Below are 22,219 nucleotides of genomic sequence, written 5' to 3' on the forward strand. Positions count from 1 at the left end.
TTGTAAAATTTAACGAATCACCGCCGCGGGACAGACAATGACCAGGCCACTGGACCACATTACAGTCCTCCAGCAGATCAATTTCGCCGAGCGGGTGCACCAGGACCAGCAGACTCACCCCGAGCTGACCATGCTGAAAGCCCAGACCGCCGGGCGGCGGATGAAGGCCGAGGAAAGACAGCGTCCGAACCCGACCACTTCCACCAGACGCACCGGTGTCAGGCTCCACGGTGAAAACTACCGGGCAGTCCGTCACAGCAGCGGCGCCAGGGTGGACCTCAAGGCCTGAGCTCCAGCTCATCGGCGGTTCCGGCCGGCCTTTTCGACTCCACAATCTCCACGCAGATATCCCGCAGAATCCGTCGCGCCCGGCCGTTGGGCATCAGCCAGTTATTGCCCATGATCGAGAATGCCACTTTCTCGCCATCGCCGGTCCAGGTGTACCCCGAGAGCGCGATCACCGATGCGATAAAGCCGGTCTTGGCGAACAGCCGGCCGGCGGCCCGGGTATTGCGCAACTGGCGCAGACCGTTGTCGCGCCCCCCGACCGGCAGGCTGGCCACGAATTCCTCGTTGTGCACATGGCGGTCCATCCAGGCCAGCAGCCGGATAAACATGTCGGTGGTAACCAGATTCAAGCGCGACAGCCCCGAACCGTCCTCCAGGCGCAACTGCCCGATATCCACTCCCAGTGAGCTCAGCACCCGCTTCTCCACGTCGATACCACCGGCGAAACTGCCCTCGCCGCCGGCTGCCGCTCCCAGGGTAAACAACAGCTGCTCGGCGTAAAAATTATGGCTGCGCTTGTTGATCACTTTAACGATTTCCGTCAGCGGCGGGCTGGTTATCTGGCCGACCAGCGACGGGGCGCGGTCGAGATAGTCCGGCTCCTCGCTCCCGCCGACCAGTACCTCCACCGGCCCATCGATCCTGATCCCCCGTCGCGCCAGGGCGTCGGCGAACGCCTCGGCGGCGAAACGGCCGGGGTCCTCCACCGCCACATGCTCCAGGTATCCCAGGCTGCCGCGGTAAATTCCGCCGCCGAGTGAAATCTCTCCTCCCGGAGTGTCGCGGGCGATAATCAGCCTGCTGTCGATCCGGCGGGCCACAGTCCGGGCGCGGTTGGCGATCGAGAACGGCGAGTTTTCGGGCTTGATTTCCAGCCGGGGGCGTTCCCCCGCCCGGCGGGCGGGCCACACCTGCACATCGATTGTGTTGTCGTTATAGCTCAACGCGCTGGCCGGTGCCGCGTACCACCAGGCCAGGTCCTCCCAGCCCCAGCCGCTGGCCAGGTACGGAGGTTTGAACAGCGAGTTATCGGCCAGCAGTCTCCCGCGGACCCGCGTGATCCCGGCCGATTCCACCTGCGCGGCCAGGCTGTCCCATGCCGAATGGACCTCCGGCCAGAACCGGTTGGAGATTGTCGGGTCGCCGCTGCCACGCAGCACCAGATCGCCGGCCAGCACTCCGCTGCTGTCGATTCTCCCATCGGCCATGACTGTCGTGCGCCAGCGGTAACCGGCGCCCAGCCTGTCGAGTGCAATCGCGGTCACCAGCAGCTTGAGGTTGCTGGCCGGCAGATAGCGCCTGCGGGGATTGAGATGCACGAGGTCATCGCCGCGCTCCAGCGATCTGATCTGCACTCCCCAGTCGGCGGGGTCTTGGCGGTAGCGGCCCAGCACCTCCATCACGGCTTCCTCCAGCTGCTGGTTGGCCGCCTGTGCGGCAGGCAGCGGGCCGGTCTCCACGACAACGGCGGACATCATCAGGAAGATGACAGCTTGAACGTAACGCATCATTTTTTTACCATCGATGGTTTTTTGTCGGCGACGAGTTGCTCGTGAGAATGTTATTCGGAGACGGACAGATTGTCAAGACAGGAGCACAACCGCGCGGCCGCCGCTCTGTTGGTTTTGCGGTAGATTTAACGATGATGCGGCTTTGAGCGGGATATCCATAATCTGGAATCCTGTTTTCCTTGACACGCCTTTTTTAAAGACTATCCTTCAAGTACAGCTTCGGTTTAGTTGACTCGGTTTGCGCCCTCCTATCCGGATGCAGCGCGGTTTCAGACTTCCCAGTTTTTGAAGCTGTCGGGAACACCCGCGGGTGTATTGTCTGCGACAGCCAGACGACAGGGTCTCCGGATCAGGGCCGTATTAGCTGTGCTTTTCGCTCAATAATATTTCATGGATGAGACAGCAGTTCGGGGGGTGGAAGGTGAATCTGCATTTTCAGGCACCGGGCTTCGGGCCGGCAGAGGATGGATTGTCTCCGCTGGTTTTCCCGCCCGGCAAAACGAAGCTTCCGGCCGGCCACAGGCCATCGCGGCTCTCACTGGATGGGTTGCTGCGGATGGACAAGCTCGAACTGATCGAGCTGCTGTGGGAGGTCGATCCCAAGATGCACCGTATCCTGGCCGAAAGCGAAACTATCCAGCAGGCCCGCAATAATCTGTTCAACTACCTCAACGACCTCGAACGCACCTATTTTAACATCTACGCCGACAGCCGCCTGAGCGAACTTCACGACGTCGAAAAGAAACACGCGAAATGGTGCGTCCGGGTGTTCAAGAACCTTATCCGCAGCGAAAACGAGCAGTTGGCTCATGGCAGTTCATTGAGCTTGCTGTGGAAAATCGCCCATCACCGGCCCAGGGCGATCTCCGGTGTGGGCGAGGGATTTTTGTGCGAGATGGTTTTCCTCTCGCTGGGAATCGACGGCAAGTTCGCTTTCTACCGCCAGCACGCCAGTCTCGAAGCCGAGCCGGAAGCGGAGGAGACTCCGGGAGTGCTGCGCTCCCGGCTCCTGGACCGCTACGCCGACCATATCCGGGATTACATCAGCCGCTACCGCAGCGGGCTGGATGGAGACATCGTGCGGATGCACGGCAGGCAGCGGCGGAAGATGATGAAGCATTTCGGCGTAAGTGAGGCCGAGTGGAACGACTACCGTTGGCAGCTGAAACACATTATCACCAGAAAAGAAGAGATCGAAAAGTTTATCGAGTTAACCGGCACGGAACGCGAGGGCCTGGACCTTGCCCGCCGGCACAATGTTCCGGTGCAGATAACGCCCTACTATCTGAGCCTGTTCAACCCGGAGGCGGGTACAAGTATCGACCGGGCCGTGAGGGCGCAGGTGCTGCCCAGCCCGCAATACGTAATGAGTGTCGCGGAGGCGCTGGCCAGCGGCAAGACACTGGATTTCATGGGCGAGGCCTCCACCAGCCCGATTCATGGAATTACCCGCCGCTACGTGCAGATTCTGATCCTGAAGCCGTTCGGCAGCTGCCCGCAGATCTGCGTTTACTGCCAGCGCAACTGGGAGCTTAAGGAGCTTGACAACTACCGGATTAACCGGGCCGAACTCCAAAAGGCGATCGAGTGGATCAGGGACAACAGCAGCATCGAGGAGGTGCTGATAACCGGCGGCGACCCGTTGACCCTGCCCGATGACACGCTGCGCTGGGTGCTCGATTCAGTGGCCGGGATCCAGCACGTCCAGCGGATCAGAATCGGCACGCGCACCCCGATCACCATGCCCGGCCGGATCACCGGCGAGCTGGTGGCGATGCTCAAGAGTTACCAGGAACTGGGACGGCGGGAGGTGTGCGTTATCACTCATTTCGAAACCGGCCTGGAGATGACGCCCGAAACCCTGGAAGCGGTCCGTAAACTCCGCAGGGCGGGAATCAGCGTTTACAACCAATTGGTATTTACCTATTACAACAGCCGCAAATTCGAGACGTTTCATCTGCGGAAACTGCTCAAGCGCTGCGGCGTGGACCCTTACTACACGTTCAATACCAAGGGTAAGGAGGAGACTCGCGACTACCGGGTCCCAATTGCACGCCTGCTCCAGGAGTGGACCGAGGAAGCCCGTCTGGCCCCCGGCCTGACGCGCACCGACACGCCGGTGTTCAACGTGCCCACCCTGGGCAAAAGCTACCTGCAATGCTGGCAGGACCACGAAATAGTGCAGATCCTGCCCGACGGCAGCCGGGTCTACCGGTTCTACCCGTGGGAGTCGATGCTCAAGCTGGCCTCGCCCTACCTGTTCACCGATACCCCGATCTATGAGTACCTCAAGCGGCTGCAGGACGACGGCGATGACGTGAACGACTACTACACGATCTGGTATTATTTTTAAAAAGGAAAGAAAGCTTGAGTTGAAAAGGCCCCGGAGCGTTTTGCGCTCCGGGGCCTTTTATCTGCTGTTGATTCAGGTTTCAATCCCCGCAGTTGGGACAGTTTTTTACCCAGCCGAAATAGCGGTGCCCGCAGTTGGGGCAGCGGCGCAGAAACGTGCCGCCGAACATGCTTTTCAACTCCCACAATGCGGATGGCCCGCGGGCCGCCACGACAACCACAACCGAGGCCAGCACCAGCAGGAGCGCCAGGATCAGCAGCGAGGAAAACCTGATCGTTCCCTCGCTCAGGAAAAAGAACACCGCCAGGACAGCCAGCGCTATCCAGGCCAGCTGCTTCCTCAGCCTCCAGGGCAGCACGCCCCAGGTCTTTCCCAGCGGACGCAATATCCCGCCCAACAGGCTCATGATCCCGCCCACCGCCCACAACAGGAACAGCGGCAGTGTTGAGGAGAAAAACGCGCTCAGTTTCTGCCAGATCGCCGAGAGCACCATCCGCCGACGGTCGATGCCGAGTTGCTGGCCGCACCGTCCGCAGCGGATCCGAACCTTGCGGCCCGCTGTCAGGCGCACCCTGTTTTTTGCCCCGCAGGCAGAGCAGCCGGCGATAAAATTGAACTCTTGCATTAATGGGATCCAATGGTTCAGCAGGTCTGGCCGCCGGGGAGCCCGCCTGCTCCATCGGTATCAACAGCGGTCAATCCATCGTGAACAGCTTGGCTACCGCATAGATAAAAAATATCAGCGTGCACACCGAATAGACTATAAACGGTGTAGTGTCTGCCAATGTGCCGCTGAAATCGGTGTGCTGCTGGACCACGTAGAAGCCCTTGCCCAGCACGATGCCCAGTATGAGCAGCGAGAGGACGTTGAATTTCCTGATCAGGGCGAATACCACCAGCAGCACCTCGAAGACCGATACCTGATAGCCCGTCCAATCGATCTGCCGGACGAACCCAAGGATGTCCTCGAACATGGCGCCGTCTCCTCTGGAAAGAGGCGGGGATAGATGCTGTTTGAATATAGACCGTCGGCAGCCCGCAATCAAGATAAACGTTGCATCATCATGATTGCGAAACCGTTGTCAACGGTTGTACGCGGAGGTTGCTCCTGCGGCCCTGAATCGTTAATATGCAATTCAGCAGGCACTTCCCGTTTGTATCGGGGACGCCTTTCGACGCTGGATTGCCAACCGGAGGGAGGGTGAGGTTATGGACAGCGACAATTTGGCCGCCAGGAAATGCAGACCCTGCAAGGGCGGAGTCAAACCATTGAGCGCGGGTCAGGCCGGGGATTTGCTTGCCGGAGTACCGGGCTGGGAGCTCGAGGGGAACTCGAAAATCAGCCGCAAATTCAACTTCGATGACTTCCGGCAGGCGCAGAGCTGGCTCAACAGTGTGGCGGATATCGCCGAGCGCGAGGACCACCACCCGGATATCTACTGGAGCTACCGCAAGGTGACAATCGAGCTGACAACCCACGCTATCGGCGGGCTCAGCGAAAACGATTTCATCCTGGCCGCCAAGATCGACGAACTGGGCTGATCGGTCGCTTTGCGGTAAAAAAAACGCCGGAACGCTTAATCATCTCGCTCCGGCGTTCCTTAATCCCGGTAATCTAATCCTCAGTTCTCCGCCAAATCCTCAATCGAATCCGGGATTTCAGCCAGAATACCGGCGTCCACCGCGAACGTGCGCCCGTCGCCGAGCGTGCGCAGGGCCACCAGTGCGGAGGCCTCGCCAGCCAGGCTGTCACCGAGAGCCACCCGGGCAACCAGGCTGTCGCCTTGCCAGATACTGACTGCCGCCACGGGGCTGTCGAACCCGAACGCCGAGCTGTCGGAAGCGCTTTCACCGAGCACGCGCTCGAACTCGATGTCGATCAGGTCCCAGAAGAGGTTCTGCACTTTCCAGCCCGCAGCGTCCTGCTCCCGCGGAGTTGTCACTTCCCACTCGCCCCCCTCGCCTGCCAGCTCGATCGCGGGCTGCCCGGAGCGTTCGATTCTTACCCGGTCGGCCCCGGAGGTCTCGAAATCGACCACCTTGCGGTCCTGCATCGAGTGGAGACTTTGATTCAGTTTGGCCGCAGCTGAGCTATCCACCAACGCCACGCCGGGAAACGCATTGGAAGATGCGCAGTACAGGGTATCTCCCTCCGCGGGCGCGAACGAAACCCTGCCCGTGTCCCCGTTAGCGCTAAAACTGACAGTGAATGCCGGGGAGTCCAGAGCACGCTGGACAGCGGCCGGGGGACGGGCGATAAACGCCCTGGCCCGCAGGTCACGGAGGTCCCAGAGGAAATTGTCCAGTCCGGCTTTATCGAGACGCACCCCGGACGGTTCGGCGAAACTCCAGTCCCCGGCGCTGTCGCGTTCAGCGGTCCAGCTCCCGCTATCGCCGCTGTAGCTCACGGAGGTGACACTGTCCCGGTCGACACCCACCAGGGCCATGTCGCGCAGACGCGCGGGATCGCCGGCGAGCAGGTCGAAAAGGTCGGCGCCGGCCAGGAATATTTTATCCTCGGCTCCCAGCCTGGCGGCGTAGTAGCTCCCGTCGACATCCCGGGAGCCGAAGACGAGTCCGTAAAGTGCGCCGCCGCCGCCGCGTATTTCGACTGACATCACCGGCTGATCGAGACCATAGACCGCCGCTCCCTCCTCCGGCAGGGTATCCACGAATCCCTCTGCCTCGGCCCCGGCGAGCTTCTCGATGATCGCATCCACGCTGTCGAGCTCGGCGATCATCGCCTCCGGCGACTCCATCCGCCAGCGCCCGCCGCCGCGGACAAGCTCCAGGTTTTCAGCACCCGGACGACGTACAACCAGCCGGTCGACTTCGTCCTTGTCAAACTCCAGCAGGCTCTTGTCGCGCAACTGGAAAACAGTGCGGTCCAGGTCGCCCAGCAACCAGCTGTTGAGCAGCACCACCCGCTGAGGCTGCTCCGGGTTGAGCGCATAAATATACGTGTCGCCGGGGTTCTTGCTGCCGAGATGGAGAGCCTGCTCGCCGCCATCGGCCGTCGTTACCGCGAAAGATAGCTGGGGACTGTCCAGTCCGAAAATCGAGAGATCGGCCGCCGAGTCTACCACCACCCGGTTGCGGGAGGCGCCGGCGGCGCTGCGCAGCAGGCGGGCCACCGCCTCGCTGTCGGCCTCGGCCTGGATCGGCCGGGCCAGCAGCCAGCCGTCCGCTCCGCGCTCCAGCCGGAGAGTGTCCGGTTTCTGACCGGCCGAATCGGTCCGGCTGATGATCCTGAACGCGGCGGCGCTGTCCGGGCTGAACTGCAGCGCTTTCTTTTGCTGCTCCTCGCGCTCGCTGCGCTCGATCCCGCCCTTGTGCTCGTAGAAGTAGTAACCCAGGGCCAGGGCGGCGAAAATACCCAGATAGATCAGTGGTCTGCGGTCACTCATCGCTTCGATCTCCTGCGCACCCAGACGAAGATGCCGATAAAAATCACCGCGGCGGGCAGCGCCACCACGCTGACCAGCCCGATCAGCATCATCTGCCCCCTCTCCAGCGACAACGGTGTATTCTCGGACACCTTGGGGGCGATCGTGATCTCATCGGCCTGGCCGCCCAGCCAGCGCATTGTGTTGAGCAGCAGATCGCGGTTGCCGAGCTGGCCCAGGTAGCCGTCGACAAACAGGTGGCGGTCGCCGAAGACCACCAGCCGGGATTTTTTACCGTCTGCACCTTGACCGGCAATAGTCGAGTCGGCGGGAAAGCCCGATTCACCAGGAAGCGTTACCGCTACGGCCAGCGGTGCGGCCTGGCCCTCGTCCAGGGCCTGGTCCACCACGGCGTTGAAATCGCCTTGCAGGGCCGAATCGGTTACCGCCGCGCTTTTATCGCTGCTGCGCGCCAGCACGGTCACCTCTGCTCCGGCGGGCGGGGTCTCGGCCCTGTCGACCGTGCGGGCCATGTCGAACACGATACCGACCTCGAAAAAGCGGGTGATATCGTGGGACGGGTAGTCATCGGCCAGAAACGCGAACGGAGTGCCGGGCGCGCCCTTGAGCATGTCGATCACGACATTGTCTCCCACAGCCACCCCGTACTGAGCCAGGAACGAGACCAGCGTATCGGCCATGAACGGCTCGACCATGAACAGCACGCTCCCGCCGCCGGCGAGATAGCTTTCGATCGCGGACAGCTCGGCGGGCAGAAGGTTGGTCTGCGGTCCGGCGACAATCAGTACATCGCAGGAGTCGGGCACGCTCCGTCCGCCGGCCAGCACCAGCTCGCTTACGGGTCCGATCTGGTCCTCGATCGCTCCCACCGCCTCGCTCATGCTGTAGCCTTCATTCTCCAGGCCCAGCGACGGTTCGCCGTGGCCGGTGAGGTAGAATATCGTCCCGGCCTTGCCGGGAGTGCCGGAATCGAGCAGGTTGGCTATCGCCTGGGTGATCTTGGCTTCCTGCTCGCTGTAGATTTTCTCCTGCCGCTCGCCGTAGGTCAGGATCATCGCGCTGGTGCTGGTGATCCCGAGCTGCATGGCCAGCAGCGGGTTGCGGTCGATATCGACCATCTCGTATTTCAGCCTGTCGCTGTAGTAGACGTAGGTGTCCAGCAGGTCGGCCAGACCCTGCTTGCCGCGCAGGCCTGTCTCGCCGCGGTAGAAGACGTAGAGCTGAAGGTTCAGCGTATCCTGCTCCAGTTTTTCGAGCTGCTGACGGCTTTGCAGGGCAATCGTGTGGGTCTTGCTCTTGGTCAGGTCCAGACGGTAATGGTGCTTCTCGCTGAACAGTCCGGCCATCACCAGGATCCCGATAAACCCGGCGGTCATCACCAGGCTCGCCGCGCCACGGCGCGCCCCGCGGCCGGTGAATATTGTTGCCAGATCAGCGCGGTTGGCCACTGCATACCACGCCAGCGACGCCGCGCCGGCGGCGTAGAGCGCCAACGGCCACAGGCCCAGTCCGGCCTGGACCACCTGGAGGATATAGCCGGCGATCAACAGCATCAAACCCAAAACGAACAAAATGAATTTACTGGCAGCCATTTATGCTATCCCCTCCACATTTTCGATTCCAGCACCCGCAGGGTCAGGAACATCCACAGGAGCGTGAAACTCAGGTAGTAGACTACGTCGCGCGTATCGATCAGGCCCTCGGCGAAGTTGTTGAAGTGCTCCAGCACCGATAGATGGCGCAGGATGGGGCTGGTGCCTGTCCACTGGATAATCCAGAAGATGAGCAGCATGCCGAAGGTGGCGATGGCGGCGATAATCTGGTTCTCGGTCAGCGAGGAAATAAACAGCCCCAGCGCGATAAACGACATGCTCATCAGCGTCAGGCCGAGATAACCGCTGATCAAGGTCCCGGCCTCCGGTTCGGAATAGATTTCGATAAACAGCGGATAGACCAGCGTGGCCGCCAGCATGGCCGCGAACAGGCTGAACGCCGCCAGGAACTTGCCCAGCAGCAGGTCCAGATCGCTGAGGGGATAAGTGAACAGCAGTTCGGCCGTGCCCGATTTGCGCTCCTCGGCGAACGGCTTCATCGTGATCAGCGGCATGACGAACAGCATGATGACGCACATGTTGCCCAGCAGGGGACGGACCACGCTGCGGGTGACATTCAGGTTGCGCGGGCCGTACTGGCCCGGGTTCATCGAAGCCATGTTGAAATCGCCGATAAAGACCATGAAGAAGATGCCGGTCAGCAGCAGGAAGAACAGCATCACCACGTAGGCCACGGGCGAAGTGAAATAGCTTCGCAGTTCCCTGACGTATACAGGTAGAAAGTTCATCTCGGCTCGGCTCCTCTATGTATTCCTGGTGGTTATCTGGATGAATATCTCTTCCAGGCTCAACGAAACCGGCCGCAGCTCCAGCAACCCGCAGCCCTCGCCCACCACGCTTTCGGCCACCGCGCGGCGGATATCAGCTCCGGCCTCGGCGCTCACCATCAGTTCCACATCTCCGGCCTCGGACCTCTCGTCCGTTTCGCGCACACCGGTCACGCCGTCGAGCCGCTGAAGCCTGCCCTTGAGCGCATCGATATCCCCCTGGACCCGGACCAGCACGTTGCCGCCCGCGGCGGCCGAGCCGGTGAGGTTTTCCAGCGAGTCCTCGGCCACCAGCCGGCCTTCGTTGATGATAATCACCCGCTCGCAGATGGCGCTGACTTCCTGGAGAATATGCGTGCTGAGGATAATCGTGTGCTCGCCGCCGAACGATTTGATCAGCTCCCGGATTTCGATTATCTGGGCCGGGTCGAGACCGGTGGTGGGTTCGTCCATGATCAGCACCTCCGGCTCGTTGACAATCGCCTGGGCCAGGCCCACGCGCTGGCGGTAGCCCTTGCTGAGGCTGCCGATCAGGCGGTTGAGCACCTTGCTGAGCCCGCACTGGCCGGCCACCCGGTCGATCTTGGCGCGGACCTCCGGGCGCGGCACGCGCTTGGCCCGGGCCACGAACCGCAGGTACTCATCGACCGTCATGTCGTTGTAGAGCGACACGCTTTCCGGCAGGTAGCCGATCCGCCGCTTGAGTTCCAGCGGGTTTTTGTCCGCCTGGTAACCGGCCACCTCGGTGGTGCCGCTGCTGGCGGGCATGAAGCCGTTGAGGATTCTCATCGTGGTGGTTTTGCCCGCGCCGTTGGGTCCCAGGAACCCGACGATCTCTCCCTTGTTGACCCGGAAGGAGATGTCCTTGAGCGCGTGCACGTCGCCGTAGAACTTGTTAACCCTGTCGAGTTGGATCATTCAGTTCCCGCTCCTGCAAATTATGTTGAAAACAGATTGCACCGCGACAAACCGCGGGGTGATCGGTAATAACCACATAAGTACGGTATCTTGCCAGTGCGTTATTTACTGTACTCTAGAACAGCATATTTTTTCTGCTTCTGTTTCGGCAAAAGCAGCTAAACCAGTTGGGGGCCGCGAACTCGCATCTGCTCCCGCTGTTTTATTTACTCGGGAGTACACGATGAAAATACTCCGCCCCCACGTGCAAGGCAGCAGTCCCTGTCTCAGGGGTGAACTTTAAGTTCGCCCGCTCAATGCTCAATCTGTCCCGAGACATTCCGCACCCGGGAGCCGAATGAGATAAACTAAAACGTTTCCAAGCAGCGTGCCAGTCCATCGTTAACCAGCGGATCCGCCGGGCAAGGCTCAACCGGACCGGCCATGCCGGCCAGCCAACAGTGCCGCCGGTCTCGGGCGGGAGAAATTCGGATATTTTCGCTCCATTTGCGGCACAGCCCAGAAAGGAGCACAAAAAACGGCGGCCGGTCAGATTAAAAACCGGCCGCCGTCAGACTTAGGATATACCTGCAGGTTACTATTTTTCTTCTTCTTCGGGGTCTTCCTTTTCGGGTTCGTCACCTGAATCTTCGGGTTCGTCACCTGAATCTTCGGGTTCGTCACCTGAATCTTCGGGCTCGTCACCTGCATCTTCGGGTTTGTCACCTGAATCTTCGGGCTCGTCACCTGCATCTTCGGGTTTGTCACCTGCATCTTCGGGCTCGTCACCTGCATCTTCGGGTTCGTCACCTGCATCTTCAGGCTCGTCACCTGCATCTTCGGGTTTGTCACCTGCATCTTCAGGCTCGTCACCTGCATCTTCGGGTTCGTCACCTGCATCTTCGGGTTCGTCACCTGCATCTTCGGGTTTGTCACCTGCATCTTCGGGTTTGTCACCTGCATCTTCAGGCTCGTCACCTGCATCTTCAGGCTCGTCACCTGCATCTTCAGGCTCGTCACCTGCATCTTCGGGTTCGTCGATAACTTCTTCAGCTTCGGCCGGCTCGGTGACCCCGGTGTCGGCAGCGTCATCGACCACGGACACGTTGGCTGCCTGGGGGCCGCGCGGGCCCTCGACAACTTCAAACTCGACCGTCTGATTTTCGGCCAGGGTCTTGAAACCCTCCATGGTGATAGCAGTGTAATGTACGAAAATATCGCTACCCGATTCCTGCTCGATGAATCCGTAGCCCTTGGCGTCGTTAAACCATTTGACTTTTCCGCGAGGCATAATGCGTAACTCCTGACGATGAATTAACACTTCCCCGGCTCGTAGGCAGGGCCGGTGGATTAAAATCTAGAAAGTTAAGTTAACGGTTGATCGGCGGTACTGCAAGACTGTTCGCCAGCGAAAGAAAGTCCCCTCCGGATCTCGATCACCAAAGCCAGGTTACGCGAAACGGAAAGAAAGTGCAATTATCCGGAATATACCTGTCATTGTTTGAGATAAAAAAATAGCTGTCCGTTTTCAATCAGTCAACTGTTTCTCAAAAAAAGTAATGCAGATTCATCACTGCGGCTCTTTAGCGGAACCGGTAATCTGCTCATTATACCTGGCGCACCAGTTCGGCGCAAAGTACTCGGGCGGGAAAGATCCGCGCCCAGTATTTTTCGTAGCGCCTGACACTGAGACCGGAGATCAGCCTGCCTGCGACGGCACGCAAGCCGTTCCCGAAGCCCAGTTTCCGTCGCCGGTATATAAACTTTACCCCGGTATAGTCGGCTGGTTTCATCCCGTCAATAAAATAGTCCAGGCTGCCCCAGGTGAAAAAGCGGACGTGGGTCGGATCGCGGAAAGCGTCGGGGTGGGCGAAATACGGCACCTCGACCCGCAGAAGCCCGCCGGGGGCGAGCACGCGGTGGATCTCCTCCATCAGGCGCACGAGGTCCGGGACATGCTCCATGACGTGCTCGGCCACTATCTCGTCCACACTGCCGCTGGCCAACGGCAGGCCCTCGGACAACTCGGCCAGCAGGTCGGCCATGGCGGCCGGATAGCGGTCGAGACCGATCTGGCCGGGCAGCTTGCGGTTGCCGCAGCCCAGGTTTACCACCACAGGCTTGTCATCTTTCACTTCGTTTCCCTCTCTAGTACACTGATATTATCGGGTTGCACTCTCAAGAGCCGATAATGTCCCGTTCTTTTCCAGACGATAAAAAGAACTCTAATCTTTGCGCCACTAAGGCTTTAAGCAAGCGCTTGCTTTTTTAGCGGCTCTTAGTTTTCCCCCAGCCGAAACAAGTTCTTGAAATATTTAACCAGCTCGGTTTCCGTGCGCCCGGTGCGCTCCAGGCGCGCCGACTGCTCCATCTCGATATCCATCGCGTACCACTCGCGGTACGAGTACCACGACCAGCCCAGCCGCTCCTGCTCCAGGATCGAGATCATGTCCCTGATCCAGTCCCCCGCCCCGACAGCCCAGCGCGTGCAGCCGAACTCGCCGCACCACATTTTTGCGGCGTATTTGTCGCGCCAGTCAAGAGCGGGCTGGAGGTGCCGGCGGATTGTGGACTTGTCCCAGTACTCGCCCTGGATATGGCCGGGGTATTCGCGCTGCCGCCACTGCTCGTCGGTGGCTTTGAGCATCCCGCGGTTGCGCTGATGGGTGAAATCCATCGGGCCGTAGAAATGAAAACTGTAGACTGTGTTCCCGTCGCCGGTGGGCTCCAGATGCTCGTAACCGTAGGGCCAGCCCCAGCCGGGCGGCTCCATCACGATCGTGTGCAGGGTGTCGATCTCGCGGATGGCGGCGGTGAGCTTTTTTGCAAATGGCAACCAATGAGTGTTCGCCAAACTAGCATGCGGCTCGTTCATCAGGTCCCAGGCCACCCCGCGGGGATCATCGGCGTAACGGCGGACCACGGTGCGCCAGAAATCGAGATAGGCGTCCAGGTAGGATTCGTCGGAGAAAAACGCATCGTTGTCCTCGAACGCGGCGCTGAAGGAGAGGATCGTGTAGAGTCCGGCGTCCAGGCAGATGTCAATCGTGCGGAAGACAGCGGCCACTTTTTCCGGATCGGGTTTGGCGGGCGGAGCGGGGATCAGGTTGTTGACCAGAATGCGCACCGAGTTACCACCCCAGTCGTCGACGAAGTGGTCGATATCTTCCTGCGTGATCCGGGGAACGATATTCATGCCGCGCAGACGGTGGCCGGGCCAGGCGGGGCCGTCGGCGCGCAGGTGGGCAGCCAGCAGAACGGCCGCCAGCAGAACGGTAACTGACAGGACTCTCATCATAGGCTCACGGGTAAAATAATGGTAATCTTGCGAAAGAGACTTTGTGATTATAGCAGAAACGGCTCAATAAATCGAGAGGGGGACCGTGAGCTTGATAAACAGCGCCCGGTCGCGGCGCTCGACCACCCTGGCCAGTTGCTCGTTCATCATCTCGAACCGGTCGGCCGTGTAGGCAATGTAGAGCGCGCCAAAGGGCGGACTGAACCGCCAGCCGAACAGGCCGTAGAGGTAGAGCCTGTCGTTGTTGGAGTTGTACTGGCTGGTAAGGCTCAGCCAGAGGTTGGGGGTGAAATTGTAAACGGCGCTCATGTCGTAAAGTTCAGTGCCCTGGCCGGTTGTGTCGGGCGAGAACCGTAACCAGGTAACTCCTGCGCTGAACGAAAGATTATCCAATGGTTTGAAAGCACCCCGCAACCGGGTGCGGTGAAAATCGCGGTCGAAATTGCGTCCCCAGATATGAAGCAGTCCCACGTTGTTCCAGCTTTGCTGGTTCCAGCCGCCCTCCACAAGCTGTGTGTGGTTGCGGAAACGCTTCTCGAACAGTTCCGTTTTGTAATTGCCGCCGTAACCGACCAGCCAGTTCGCAAGAAAAGTGATTCCGACCCAGCTGCGTACACGGACCAATTTTAGCGCGTCGCTGTGTCGCCAGGACACGTCGTTTCCCTGATTGAAGCTTATCTTCTCGATCCCATGCCGTCTGATCCAGTGCTCGCCGCTGAACCAGCTGAAGATGTCGCGATGGTCATCGTCGGGGATGAATCCGACCTGGTTGACGTTTTCCCGAAAGCCGGGATCGAAATTCACGTAGCCCAAGGTTCCCACGTAAAGCCCTTTATTATACGAAAGTCTCAGGGAGGAGGCGCTGGCAATATCTTCACCGTCCGACGGGAAACTTCCGACAAACTGGCCGCGCAGCCGGGTGCTTGTCGTGAGGTTAAGAGTCCCGTCTGTGCTCAGCACCCGCGCATAGCCGCCGTCCCAGCTGCGGCTGACCGCTGTCAGCCCTATATTGGAGGAACCGAAGATATCGCGCTGCAGGCGGACAACCTCCGTGTGAGCAGCCGGATCATCGCCGGTGGCGCGCTCATCGGCGCCCAGCACCGCGTAGTTGAACTTGCCCAGCCGGCCGTTGGTTTTCACTCCCCAGTCGATATCGCCGATCCGGCGGCTGTAGAACACGTTGATCGGGTTGCTGAACAGCTCGGCGCCCTCGAGGAAATAGAGTCTTTTCTCCGGGAAAAATGTTTCGTAGCGGGTCAAGTTGATAATCGTCAAGTCCGCCTCGACCGTAGCGAAATCCGGGTTCCAGGTGAGATTGCCGTCGAGCGAGTTGCCCAGCTTCAGCCGCAGGTCCGCCCCGCCGATCAGCTCGCTGCCGCCCGAGGAGGCGATCGTGCGGCGGCCGGCCGAGGGCTGGTTGGAGTCCAGGCCCACCATGTAAGGATAGAGCGTGGCCGAGAACAGCTTGTCGAACGCGGGCAGGCCGTGCAGGTCGCCGGACTGGGAGATCCGCCAGGCCACGTCGCGGTGCTGCCAGAAACTGGTCTCGAACAGCTCCGGGTAGTTGCGGCGGAAATTGATCCCCCAGACCAGGCCCTCGCCGCGGGGGATCCTCATCTCGGAGACCGGGATTTTCATCTCGCAGCTCCAGCCGACGCTGTCCTCGAAACTGGCCACTGTCCAGGGGCAGTCCCATTTCTTGTCGTTGGCCGCCCCGTCCTCGCCGATCCGGCCATCGACCTGGGTGCCCAGTGAGTTGGTGGAAAAGTAGTAGCAGTCGCGGCGGGTGTGGTAGGTATCGAGGTAGAGCGTGACCGCGTTGTCCTGGTCCATGTTGCCGTCGCGGGCGGTTATTTTGCTGTTAGCGGATGAGCCTGTAGGGTTAAAGCACCTGAACGCGGTGTAGATATGCTCGCTGTCATAGCCGATTGCCACCCTGGTTATCGCCCGGGGTTCCGCGCCGGGGTCGGGCTTAAGCTGGCTGAAATCGGTCTGCCAGTCCGCCGCCTGCCAGATGGGGTCATCCAACCTGCCGTCGATAACGGGAGGGGTTTCGGCCTCGATGGCTGTAATCGAGCGGCGGGGAAATTGCCCGGTATCCTGAGCGAAAGCGGTTAACCCGCTGACAAGAAAAAGCACAAGCAGAACTGACGGTATGACGAAAACAAGATTGCGCAAAGCACCTTCCACATGAAAAGGAGAACAGGCTGCGGGAGTGACCGGTTAAAGTAGCAGGGCAAAGGGGGATGTGTCAATGGATTGGGGAAATTAGCGGAAAGAGAGATACCCTAGGGCCACGGCATGCCGTGGCCGGCAACCTTGCAATCAATCGCCGACACACCCCGCCCCGGCAAGCCGGGGCACCCCTCTTGTTAGAGGGGACTTACCCCGCCCTGCCCAACCAATGGAGCGACTGTTGGGAGAAGCCGTTTTCAGTCCCCTCTAACAAGAGGGGATACAGGGGTATGTAAATAAAAAACCTGACGTGGCTGGTGTGGAGTGCTGTCAATGCTCAAATATCATTGCACTAATTCTTTTAGGGCTCGCTCAACTCCTTCGGGGTCTGGAATTGTGTAGTATGCTCTTTTGCCGCCCCGTGATACATCTTTTCGCTCTAAAATTTCAAAGGCCACCAGTCTCCTAAGATGCGGAAACCTATCTATCCCTTTTTCTTTCATTTTGTTTAATACCCATCTACCTGCAAACTGATCACCTTGACAACTTTTTGATACTACTAAGGCTGCTTCTACAAGTGGTATCCAATCTGGATAGGTTGACGCCAGCTTCTTTACAGCTTCGTAGCCAGTCATTTTTTATTTGCCTCCTTTTTTATCGCTTTACATACTACACTACAGATTTACCCAACTCGATCAACAACTGTGCCGCAATGCTCCCGCCTGCACCTTCCAATATCTTCCTGATTGAATCTATGCTCTCAGAGATAATTACCTTCTTTGGTTCTGGGGAATCCAATTGAGATTTTATAGTATTGATTTCTGCATCAACTTCAGCCTCTTTTTCTTTCTCCAAATTTAGTTCTGCTTTTTTCTCGATAATTTCTGAAATGAAAGCTCGTAAAGCTTCTAAATCTACAGTCTGTATATTGGATATTTGGGTAGCGGTAACGTTTCCCTGCTGAATTTGTAAATTATCAACTGGTGCGTAGAAATTAGCAACATTTTGAGGTCTCTTACTAGCAGCCTCTTTTTCTTCTTTTGAGAATGAAAGATTTTCTCCGAGAATACCCTGTTCCTCAGGCTTAAGAGCCCATTTTAAAACAATATTTCGCACAGCATCAAGAATTTTAATGAATTGGGTTCTGGATAAGAAAAATCTAAATTCAGTTTCTACCCCCAATGCCTTACATATAGACACGTTCACTTTTGCCGGTAATTCTCTGTACAACTCAGAACTTCCTTGCTCATTTGCTTGTGTTGAGAGCTCTTCGATTTCAGCTATTGGAAATCCGATCAAATGGCTAGATAATTTTTCCTGGAAGTCTGTATCTTCAAACATCACAGATTTCCAGCCTTCAATTTGATGCCAACCCTTTATTGTTCCGTTCATCTTTCTATATGTTGGTATTTTATCATTATCTGAGTACCCGTTCAACTCCTTTTCAATCCAGTCTTGAAAATCTTTTTGCCCCAATTTATTAGATAAAACAAGGGCTTTTCTAAGTAAGTCTGCCATGCGTACTTTGGGATTTAGTGCATCCTGTTGTAGTTCCTGTACTGTAGTACTCATTTATCCTCCCCTATTATATGTTTTTTTTCAATGTATCTTATATTTAGTATCCCTCCTCTATAAAATCTACCCTTCAAAAAAAGCCCGGCGGGTTTCCCCACCGGGCTTTTTTAATTAGCGGTTCCAACCGCCTACTTCTCCTCTTTATCTTTCTCATCATCCACTTTATCCTTCTGCTTATCCTCCTCTTTATCCTTCTCCTCATCGTCGACCACTTCGTAGTCGGCGTCGACCACGTTCTCGTCCGTGGAGCTGGTGGAGGATTGTTCTCCACCTCCGCCGCCGGCCTCCGCACCGGCGGCCGCTTCCTGGGCCGCCTGGGCCTGGTAAAGCTGCTGGGCCGCCTCGTTCCAGACAGCGGTCAGCGCTTCCTGGGTGCTCTTGATCGCCGCTGTGTCGCTGCCCTTGAGCGCCTCTTTAGCCGCGTCGAGTTTCTCCTGAAGGTTGCCCTTGGTACCCTCGTCCAGCTTGTCGCCCAGCTCACCGATCTGCTTCTCGGTCTCGAACACCATCTGGTCGGCGCGGTTGCGGGTCTCCACAGCCTCGCGCTTCTCCTTGTCCTCGGAGGCGTGGGTCTCGGCGTCCTTGACCATTTTTTCGATTTCGCTCTCGCCGAGGCCGCTGGAGGCCTCGATCCGGATTTTCTGCTCCTTGCCGGTGGCCTTGTTCTTGGCCACCACGTGCAGGATCCCGTTGGCGTCGATATCGAACTCGACCTCCACCTGCGGCACGCCGCGCGGGGCCGGAGGAAGGTCGGTGAGCTGGAAACGGCCGATCGTGCGGTTGTCGATCGCCATCTCGCGCTCGCCCTGCAAAACATGGATTTCCACCGTGGTCTGGTTGTTCTCGGCGGTGGAGAATATCTCGCTCTTCTTGGTCGGGATAGTGGTGTTGCGCTCGATCAGCCTGGTGAACACTCCGCCCAGGGTCTCGATACCCAGGCTCAGCGGGGTGACATCCAGCAGGAGCACGTCCTTGACGTCCCCGGCCAGCACGCCGCCCTGGATCGCCGCGCCGACAGCCACCACCTCGTCGGGGTTGACCCCGCGGTGCGGCTCCTTGTCGAAAAACTCCTTGACCACTTCCTGTACTTTCGGGATACGGGTCGAGCCGCCCACCAGAATTACCTCGTCGATATCGCTGGCGCCCACACCCGCGTCTTTGAGCGCGTTCCTGCACGGCCCCACAGTGCGCTGGATCAGGTCGTCGACCAACTGCTCGAACTTGGCGCGGGTGAGCGTGACATTCAGGTGTTTGGGCCCCGAGCTGTCGGCCGTGATAAACGGCAGGTTGATATCGGTCTGGGGGGTGGAGCTCAGCTCGCACTTGGCTTTTTCGGAGGCTTCCTTGAGCCGCTGCAGGGCCATCGCGTCCTTGCCGAGGTCGATACCCTGGTCTTTTTTGAACTCCTCCACCAGCCAGTCGATCACGCGCTGGTCGAAATCATCGCCGCCCAGGTGGGTATCGCCGTTGGTGCTCTTGACCTCGAAGACACCGTCGCCGATCTCCAGCACCGAGATATCGAACGTGCCGCCGCCCAGGTCGAAGACCGCGATCCGCTCGTCTTTTTTCTTGTCCAGACCGTAGGCCAGGCTGGCCGCGGTTGGTTCGTTGATAATCCGCAGGACATCCAGCCCGGCGATCTTGCCGGCATCCTTGGTGGCCTGGCGCTGGCTGTCGTTGAAATAAGCCGGGACAGTGACCACGGCCTTCTCGACCTTCGATCCCAGGTAGTCCTCGGCGGTCTGCCTCATCTTCTGCAGGATCATGGCGCTGATTTCGGGTGGACTGAACTCGTCGTCCTTCACTTTTACCACCACCGCATCGTTTTTGCCCGCTTTTATCCCGTAGGGCACCTTGCGCTGCTCATCGGTGACCTCGGCGGTCTTGCGCCCCATGAAGCGTTTGATCGAGAAAAGAGTGTTCGTGGGGTTGGTGATCGCCTGGCGCTTGGCCACCTGGCCCACCAGACGTTCGCCGTCCTTGTTGAACGCAACAATCGAGGGCGTGGTGCGGCTGCCCTCGGCGTTGGGGATAACCACCGGGTCTCCGCCTTCCATTACGGCCACGCAGCTGTTGGTGGTCCCCAGATCGATTCCGATTACCTTGCTCATAAAATCCACTCCTGTTTAGTCATTGGCTGGTTATAGAGACAAACAAATAATTTTCAAATCGAAAATCCAGCAAAAGCGCCGAAATACGTACGAGTGTTAAGCGCAATTCCCGTGCCCGAAATAAACGGGTCAATACGGCACATTATATGCCATAATGGCAGGATGCAAATTTTCTTTTGACAGGAAAATGCAATGAGAATAAATTACATTCAAATTCTTGCAACGCGGGGAAAAGGGAGTTAGATGAAATCTGTCAAATATCTGGTCGCACTGCTGATCACCACAGTGTGCCTGTACGTGGCCTTTCGGGGCGTGAATCTGGGCAGGGCGTGGTCGATTGTCACCGACCAGGACCGGATCAGGCTGCTGCCGCTGGCCGCGTTCAGCGCGATCAGCCTGGGCGTGATGTGGATCAGGGGCTGGCGCTGGAAATACCTGTTCCAGAGCGAACACCACGCCACGGTCAACGGCCTGACCACGGCGAACCTGATCGGCTTTACCACCAACAATATCCTGCCGCTGCGGATCGGCGAACTGGTACGCGCGCTGGTGGCCCGCCGCAAGGTGGAGGGGCCGATGAGCTACGTGCTGGCCTCGCTGGTGATCGAGCGCATCTTCGACTCCATCTGCCTGCTGCTGTGCCTGGTGATTCCGCTGGCCTATACCGAGAGTTTTCCGCCGGCGATACTGAAAATCGCGCAGGTGATGCTTTATCTGCTTGCAGGCGCGGTAGTTTTGCTTATACTATTAGGGAATAAACCCCACACCGCCGAAAAAGCGGTGGTCAAGCTGACCGGTTTGCTTCTGCCCGCGCGCTTTCACGAAAAGGTGAAAGGGTTCATGGGGATGTTCACCGAGGGGATGAAAGTGCTGCGTAAAAAGGACGTGCTGGTCAAGGTCAGCGTCCTGAGCGTGCTGCACTGGGGAGCGGTAGTATTCAGCTTCCGGCTGGCGTTCGCGGGATTCAGTTTCGATTCGCTGCCCTGGACCTCGCCGTTTCTGACCCTGGGGATAGTGGGGATGGGCGTGGCGCTGCCCTCGGCGCCGGCGTTCATCGGGCCGATCCACTGGGCGATCATTTTTTCGCTGCATACGGCCTATGGTTTGCCCAACGACGATGCGGCCGCGCTCGCCGTGGTGATGCACATCCTGATGATGGTCCCGGTGACAGTGGCCGGATTGATCGCGATGGCCCGGGAAGGGATGACATTCGGCCAGCTGCGCTACGGCGCGGAGCATCTCGATGAGGCCGCCGAGCCGGAACAAGTCTCCGTCCAGACCGACTGACGGTGCGAAAGGACTCTCGATGTCCGGAAACAACAACAAAACGCTCAAGCTGGAAGTGTTCGCCAAGGTCAACCTGTCCCTGCGAATCCTGGGCCGCCTGGAGGGCGGATACCACTCGCTGGAAACCATTTTCCAGAACGTCTCGCTCTCCGACAAACTGACTGTCAACACCACTCCCGGCAAGGTGATCGTCCATTGCGACGCTCCCCGCGTACCGGAAGGCGAGGACAACACCGCCCACAAAGCCGCCACGCTCTGCCTCAAACGGCTGGGAATCAGCGATCGGGGAGTGGAGATCAGGATTGAAAAAGGGATTCCCGCCCGGGCCGGCCTGGGCGGTGGAAGCGCCGATGCCGCCGGTGCGATTGTCGCCTGCGAGCGCCTGTTCGGACCCCTGCCCGGCGGTGACAGCACGCGCTTCGCCCTGGCCGCCTCGGTTGGGGCCGACGTACCGTTCATGCTCTGCGGAGGCCGCGCGCTGGCCTGGGGAATCGGTGAGCGGATGCTGAGGCTGCCGGTCAAGAAACGGACGGCGCTGATCGTGGTCATTCCCCATATCCCGGTTTCAACTTCGTGGGCCTACCGCGCCCTGGATAACGCCCAGGCCGAGGGCAATTACACCGAGACGATGGAACTCAACGGCGGGCCGCTGCGCTGGGAGGAGATAATCGGGACACTGGGTCCGCAGGACACGATGGTCAACGATTTCGAGCCGGTAGTCTACGCCCACCATCCCGGCCTGCGGGAAGCCAAACAGATGCTGCATGAATCAGGGGCGTCGGTCGCCCTTCTTTCCGGCAGCGGAAGCGGAATTTTCGGCTTGTATTCCAGTATCAAGAAACGGAACGCGGCTCTTAAAAAACTCGCCGCCGGGCAGGATGAGTTCCGGGTAGTGGGCGCTGAGTTTATCGACCATGCCTACCGTATACTCGACTGA

At 58.8% G+C, this 22,219-nt stretch carries 19 protein-coding genes and 1 pseudogene; 5 read left to right on the forward strand and 15 right to left on the reverse strand.

What is annotated here, in order from left to right:
• Positions 1 to 37: 37 nt before the first annotated feature.
• Positions 38 to 289: a hypothetical protein gene (locus FVQ81_05715; GenBank protein MBW7996064.1), complete on the forward strand. Its 252-nt coding sequence runs from the start codon at positions 38 to 40 to the stop codon at positions 287 to 289.
• Here the strand turns inward: FVQ81_05715 and dacB are convergent.
• Positions 279 to 1,799, reverse strand: coding sequence for a D-alanyl-D-alanine carboxypeptidase/D-alanyl-D-alanine-endopeptidase (dacB, locus tag FVQ81_05720; protein ID MBW7996065.1), 1,521 nt, complete (start codon positions 1,797 to 1,799; stop codon positions 279 to 281). The two genes, FVQ81_05715 and dacB, sit on opposite strands and share 11 nt — an antisense overlap.
• Before the next feature lie 394 nt (positions 1,800 to 2,193).
• On the opposite strand from dacB, the gene FVQ81_05725 reads away from it, so the two are divergent.
• Positions 2,194 to 4,152 (forward strand): KamA family radical SAM protein, encoded by a 1,959-nt coding sequence (locus tag FVQ81_05725; protein ID MBW7996066.1) that lies wholly within the window; start codon positions 2,194 to 2,196, stop codon positions 4,150 to 4,152.
• Between the two features lie 79 nt (positions 4,153 to 4,231).
• Here the strand turns inward: FVQ81_05725 and FVQ81_05730 are convergent, their stop codons facing one another.
• Both FVQ81_05730 and FVQ81_05735 read right to left on the reverse strand, forming a co-directional pair.
• The gene (locus FVQ81_05730; GenBank protein ID MBW7996067.1) at positions 4,232 to 4,777 is read right to left on the reverse strand and encodes a hypothetical protein; all 546 of its coding nucleotides are present in this window, start codon (positions 4,775 to 4,777) and stop codon (positions 4,232 to 4,234) included.
• Positions 4,778 to 4,847: 70 nt separating this feature from the next.
• Positions 4,848 to 5,126 (reverse strand): hypothetical protein, encoded by a 279-nt coding sequence (locus FVQ81_05735; GenBank protein ID MBW7996068.1) that lies wholly within the window; start codon positions 5,124 to 5,126, stop codon positions 4,848 to 4,850.
• A gap of 235 nt (positions 5,127 to 5,361) precedes the next feature.
• On the opposite strand from FVQ81_05735, the gene FVQ81_05740 reads away from it, so the two are divergent.
• Positions 5,362 to 5,694, forward strand: a complete 333-nt coding sequence (locus FVQ81_05740; protein ID MBW7996069.1) for a 4a-hydroxytetrahydrobiopterin dehydratase — start codon at positions 5,362 to 5,364, stop codon at positions 5,692 to 5,694.
• A gap of 80 nt (positions 5,695 to 5,774) precedes the next feature.
• Here FVQ81_05740 and FVQ81_05745 read toward each other — a convergent pair whose 3' ends face one another.
• The 12 genes and pseudogenes from FVQ81_05745 to dnaK all read right to left on the reverse strand — a co-directional run bounded on the left by FVQ81_05745 (position 5,775) and on the right by dnaK (position 19,995).
• On the reverse strand, positions 5,775 to 7,559 hold the full coding sequence (locus FVQ81_05745) for a DUF4340 domain-containing protein (protein MBW7996070.1): 1,785 nt from the start codon (positions 7,557 to 7,559) through the stop codon (positions 5,775 to 5,777).
• Complete coding sequence (locus tag FVQ81_05750) at positions 7,556 to 9,151, reverse strand: hypothetical protein (GenBank protein ID MBW7996071.1); 1,596 nt, start codon at positions 9,149 to 9,151, stop codon at positions 7,556 to 7,558. The genes FVQ81_05745 and FVQ81_05750 overlap by 4 nt, the downstream gene beginning before the upstream one ends.
• A 5-nt stretch (positions 9,152 to 9,156) precedes the next feature.
• Complete coding sequence (locus FVQ81_05755; protein MBW7996072.1) at positions 9,157 to 9,900, reverse strand: ABC transporter permease subunit; 744 nt, start codon at positions 9,898 to 9,900, stop codon at positions 9,157 to 9,159.
• A gap of 15 nt (positions 9,901 to 9,915) precedes the next feature.
• A complete protein-coding gene (locus tag FVQ81_05760; GenBank protein MBW7996073.1) occupies positions 9,916 to 10,857 on the reverse strand; it encodes an ATP-binding cassette domain-containing protein in 942 nt (313 codons plus the stop codon).
• A gap of 528 nt (positions 10,858 to 11,385) precedes the next feature.
• Positions 11,386 to 11,928 carry a hypothetical protein gene (locus FVQ81_05765; GenBank protein MBW7996074.1) on the reverse strand — a complete coding sequence of 181 codons (543 nt, stop codon included), beginning with the start codon at positions 11,926 to 11,928 and terminating at the stop codon, positions 11,386 to 11,388.
• 1 nt (position 11,929) lies between these two features.
• Positions 11,930 to 12,127 (reverse strand): annotated as a pseudogene (locus FVQ81_05770) (cold shock domain-containing protein).
• Positions 12,128 to 12,443: 316 nt separating this feature from the next.
• The gene (locus tag FVQ81_05775) at positions 12,444 to 12,971 is read right to left on the reverse strand and encodes a methyltransferase domain-containing protein (GenBank protein ID MBW7996075.1); all 528 of its coding nucleotides are present in this window, start codon (positions 12,969 to 12,971) and stop codon (positions 12,444 to 12,446) included.
• A gap of 143 nt (positions 12,972 to 13,114) precedes the next feature.
• Positions 13,115 to 14,134 (reverse strand): glycoside hydrolase family 5 protein, encoded by a 1,020-nt coding sequence (locus FVQ81_05780; protein ID MBW7996076.1) that lies wholly within the window; start codon positions 14,132 to 14,134, stop codon positions 13,115 to 13,117.
• Positions 14,135 to 14,197: 63 nt separating this feature from the next.
• Entirely contained in the window at positions 14,198 to 16,312 is a 2,115-nt protein-coding gene (locus FVQ81_05785; GenBank protein ID MBW7996077.1) for a carbohydrate binding family 9 domain-containing protein, read from the reverse strand.
• Between the two features lie 341 nt (positions 16,313 to 16,653).
• Positions 16,654 to 16,944 carry a hypothetical protein gene (locus FVQ81_05790; protein MBW7996078.1) on the reverse strand — a complete coding sequence of 97 codons (291 nt, stop codon included), beginning with the start codon at positions 16,942 to 16,944 and terminating at the stop codon, positions 16,654 to 16,656.
• Positions 16,945 to 16,978: 34 nt separating this feature from the next.
• A complete protein-coding gene (locus FVQ81_05795; protein ID MBW7996079.1) occupies positions 16,979 to 17,881 on the reverse strand; it encodes a hypothetical protein in 903 nt (300 codons plus the stop codon).
• 131 nt (positions 17,882 to 18,012) lie between these two features.
• Positions 18,013 to 19,995, reverse strand: a complete 1,983-nt coding sequence (dnaK, locus tag FVQ81_05800; protein ID MBW7996080.1) for a molecular chaperone DnaK — start codon at positions 19,993 to 19,995, stop codon at positions 18,013 to 18,015.
• Positions 19,996 to 20,238: 243 nt separating this feature from the next.
• Here dnaK and FVQ81_05805 point away from each other — a divergent pair, with 243 nt between their 5' ends.
• Positions 20,239 to 21,282, forward strand: a complete 1,044-nt coding sequence (locus FVQ81_05805) for a flippase-like domain-containing protein (protein ID MBW7996081.1) — start codon at positions 20,239 to 20,241, stop codon at positions 21,280 to 21,282.
• Positions 21,239 to 22,219 carry a 4-(cytidine 5'-diphospho)-2-C-methyl-D-erythritol kinase gene (ispE, locus tag FVQ81_05810; protein ID MBW7996082.1) on the forward strand — a complete coding sequence of 327 codons (981 nt, stop codon included), beginning with the start codon at positions 21,239 to 21,241 and terminating at the stop codon, positions 22,217 to 22,219. Before FVQ81_05805 ends, ispE begins: the two co-directional genes overlap by 44 nt.

The sequence above is a fragment of the Candidatus Glassbacteria bacterium genome (assembly GCA_019456185.1).
Classification (GTDB): Bacteria; Gemmatimonadota; Glassbacteria; order GWA2-58-10; family GWA2-58-10; genus JAJRTS01.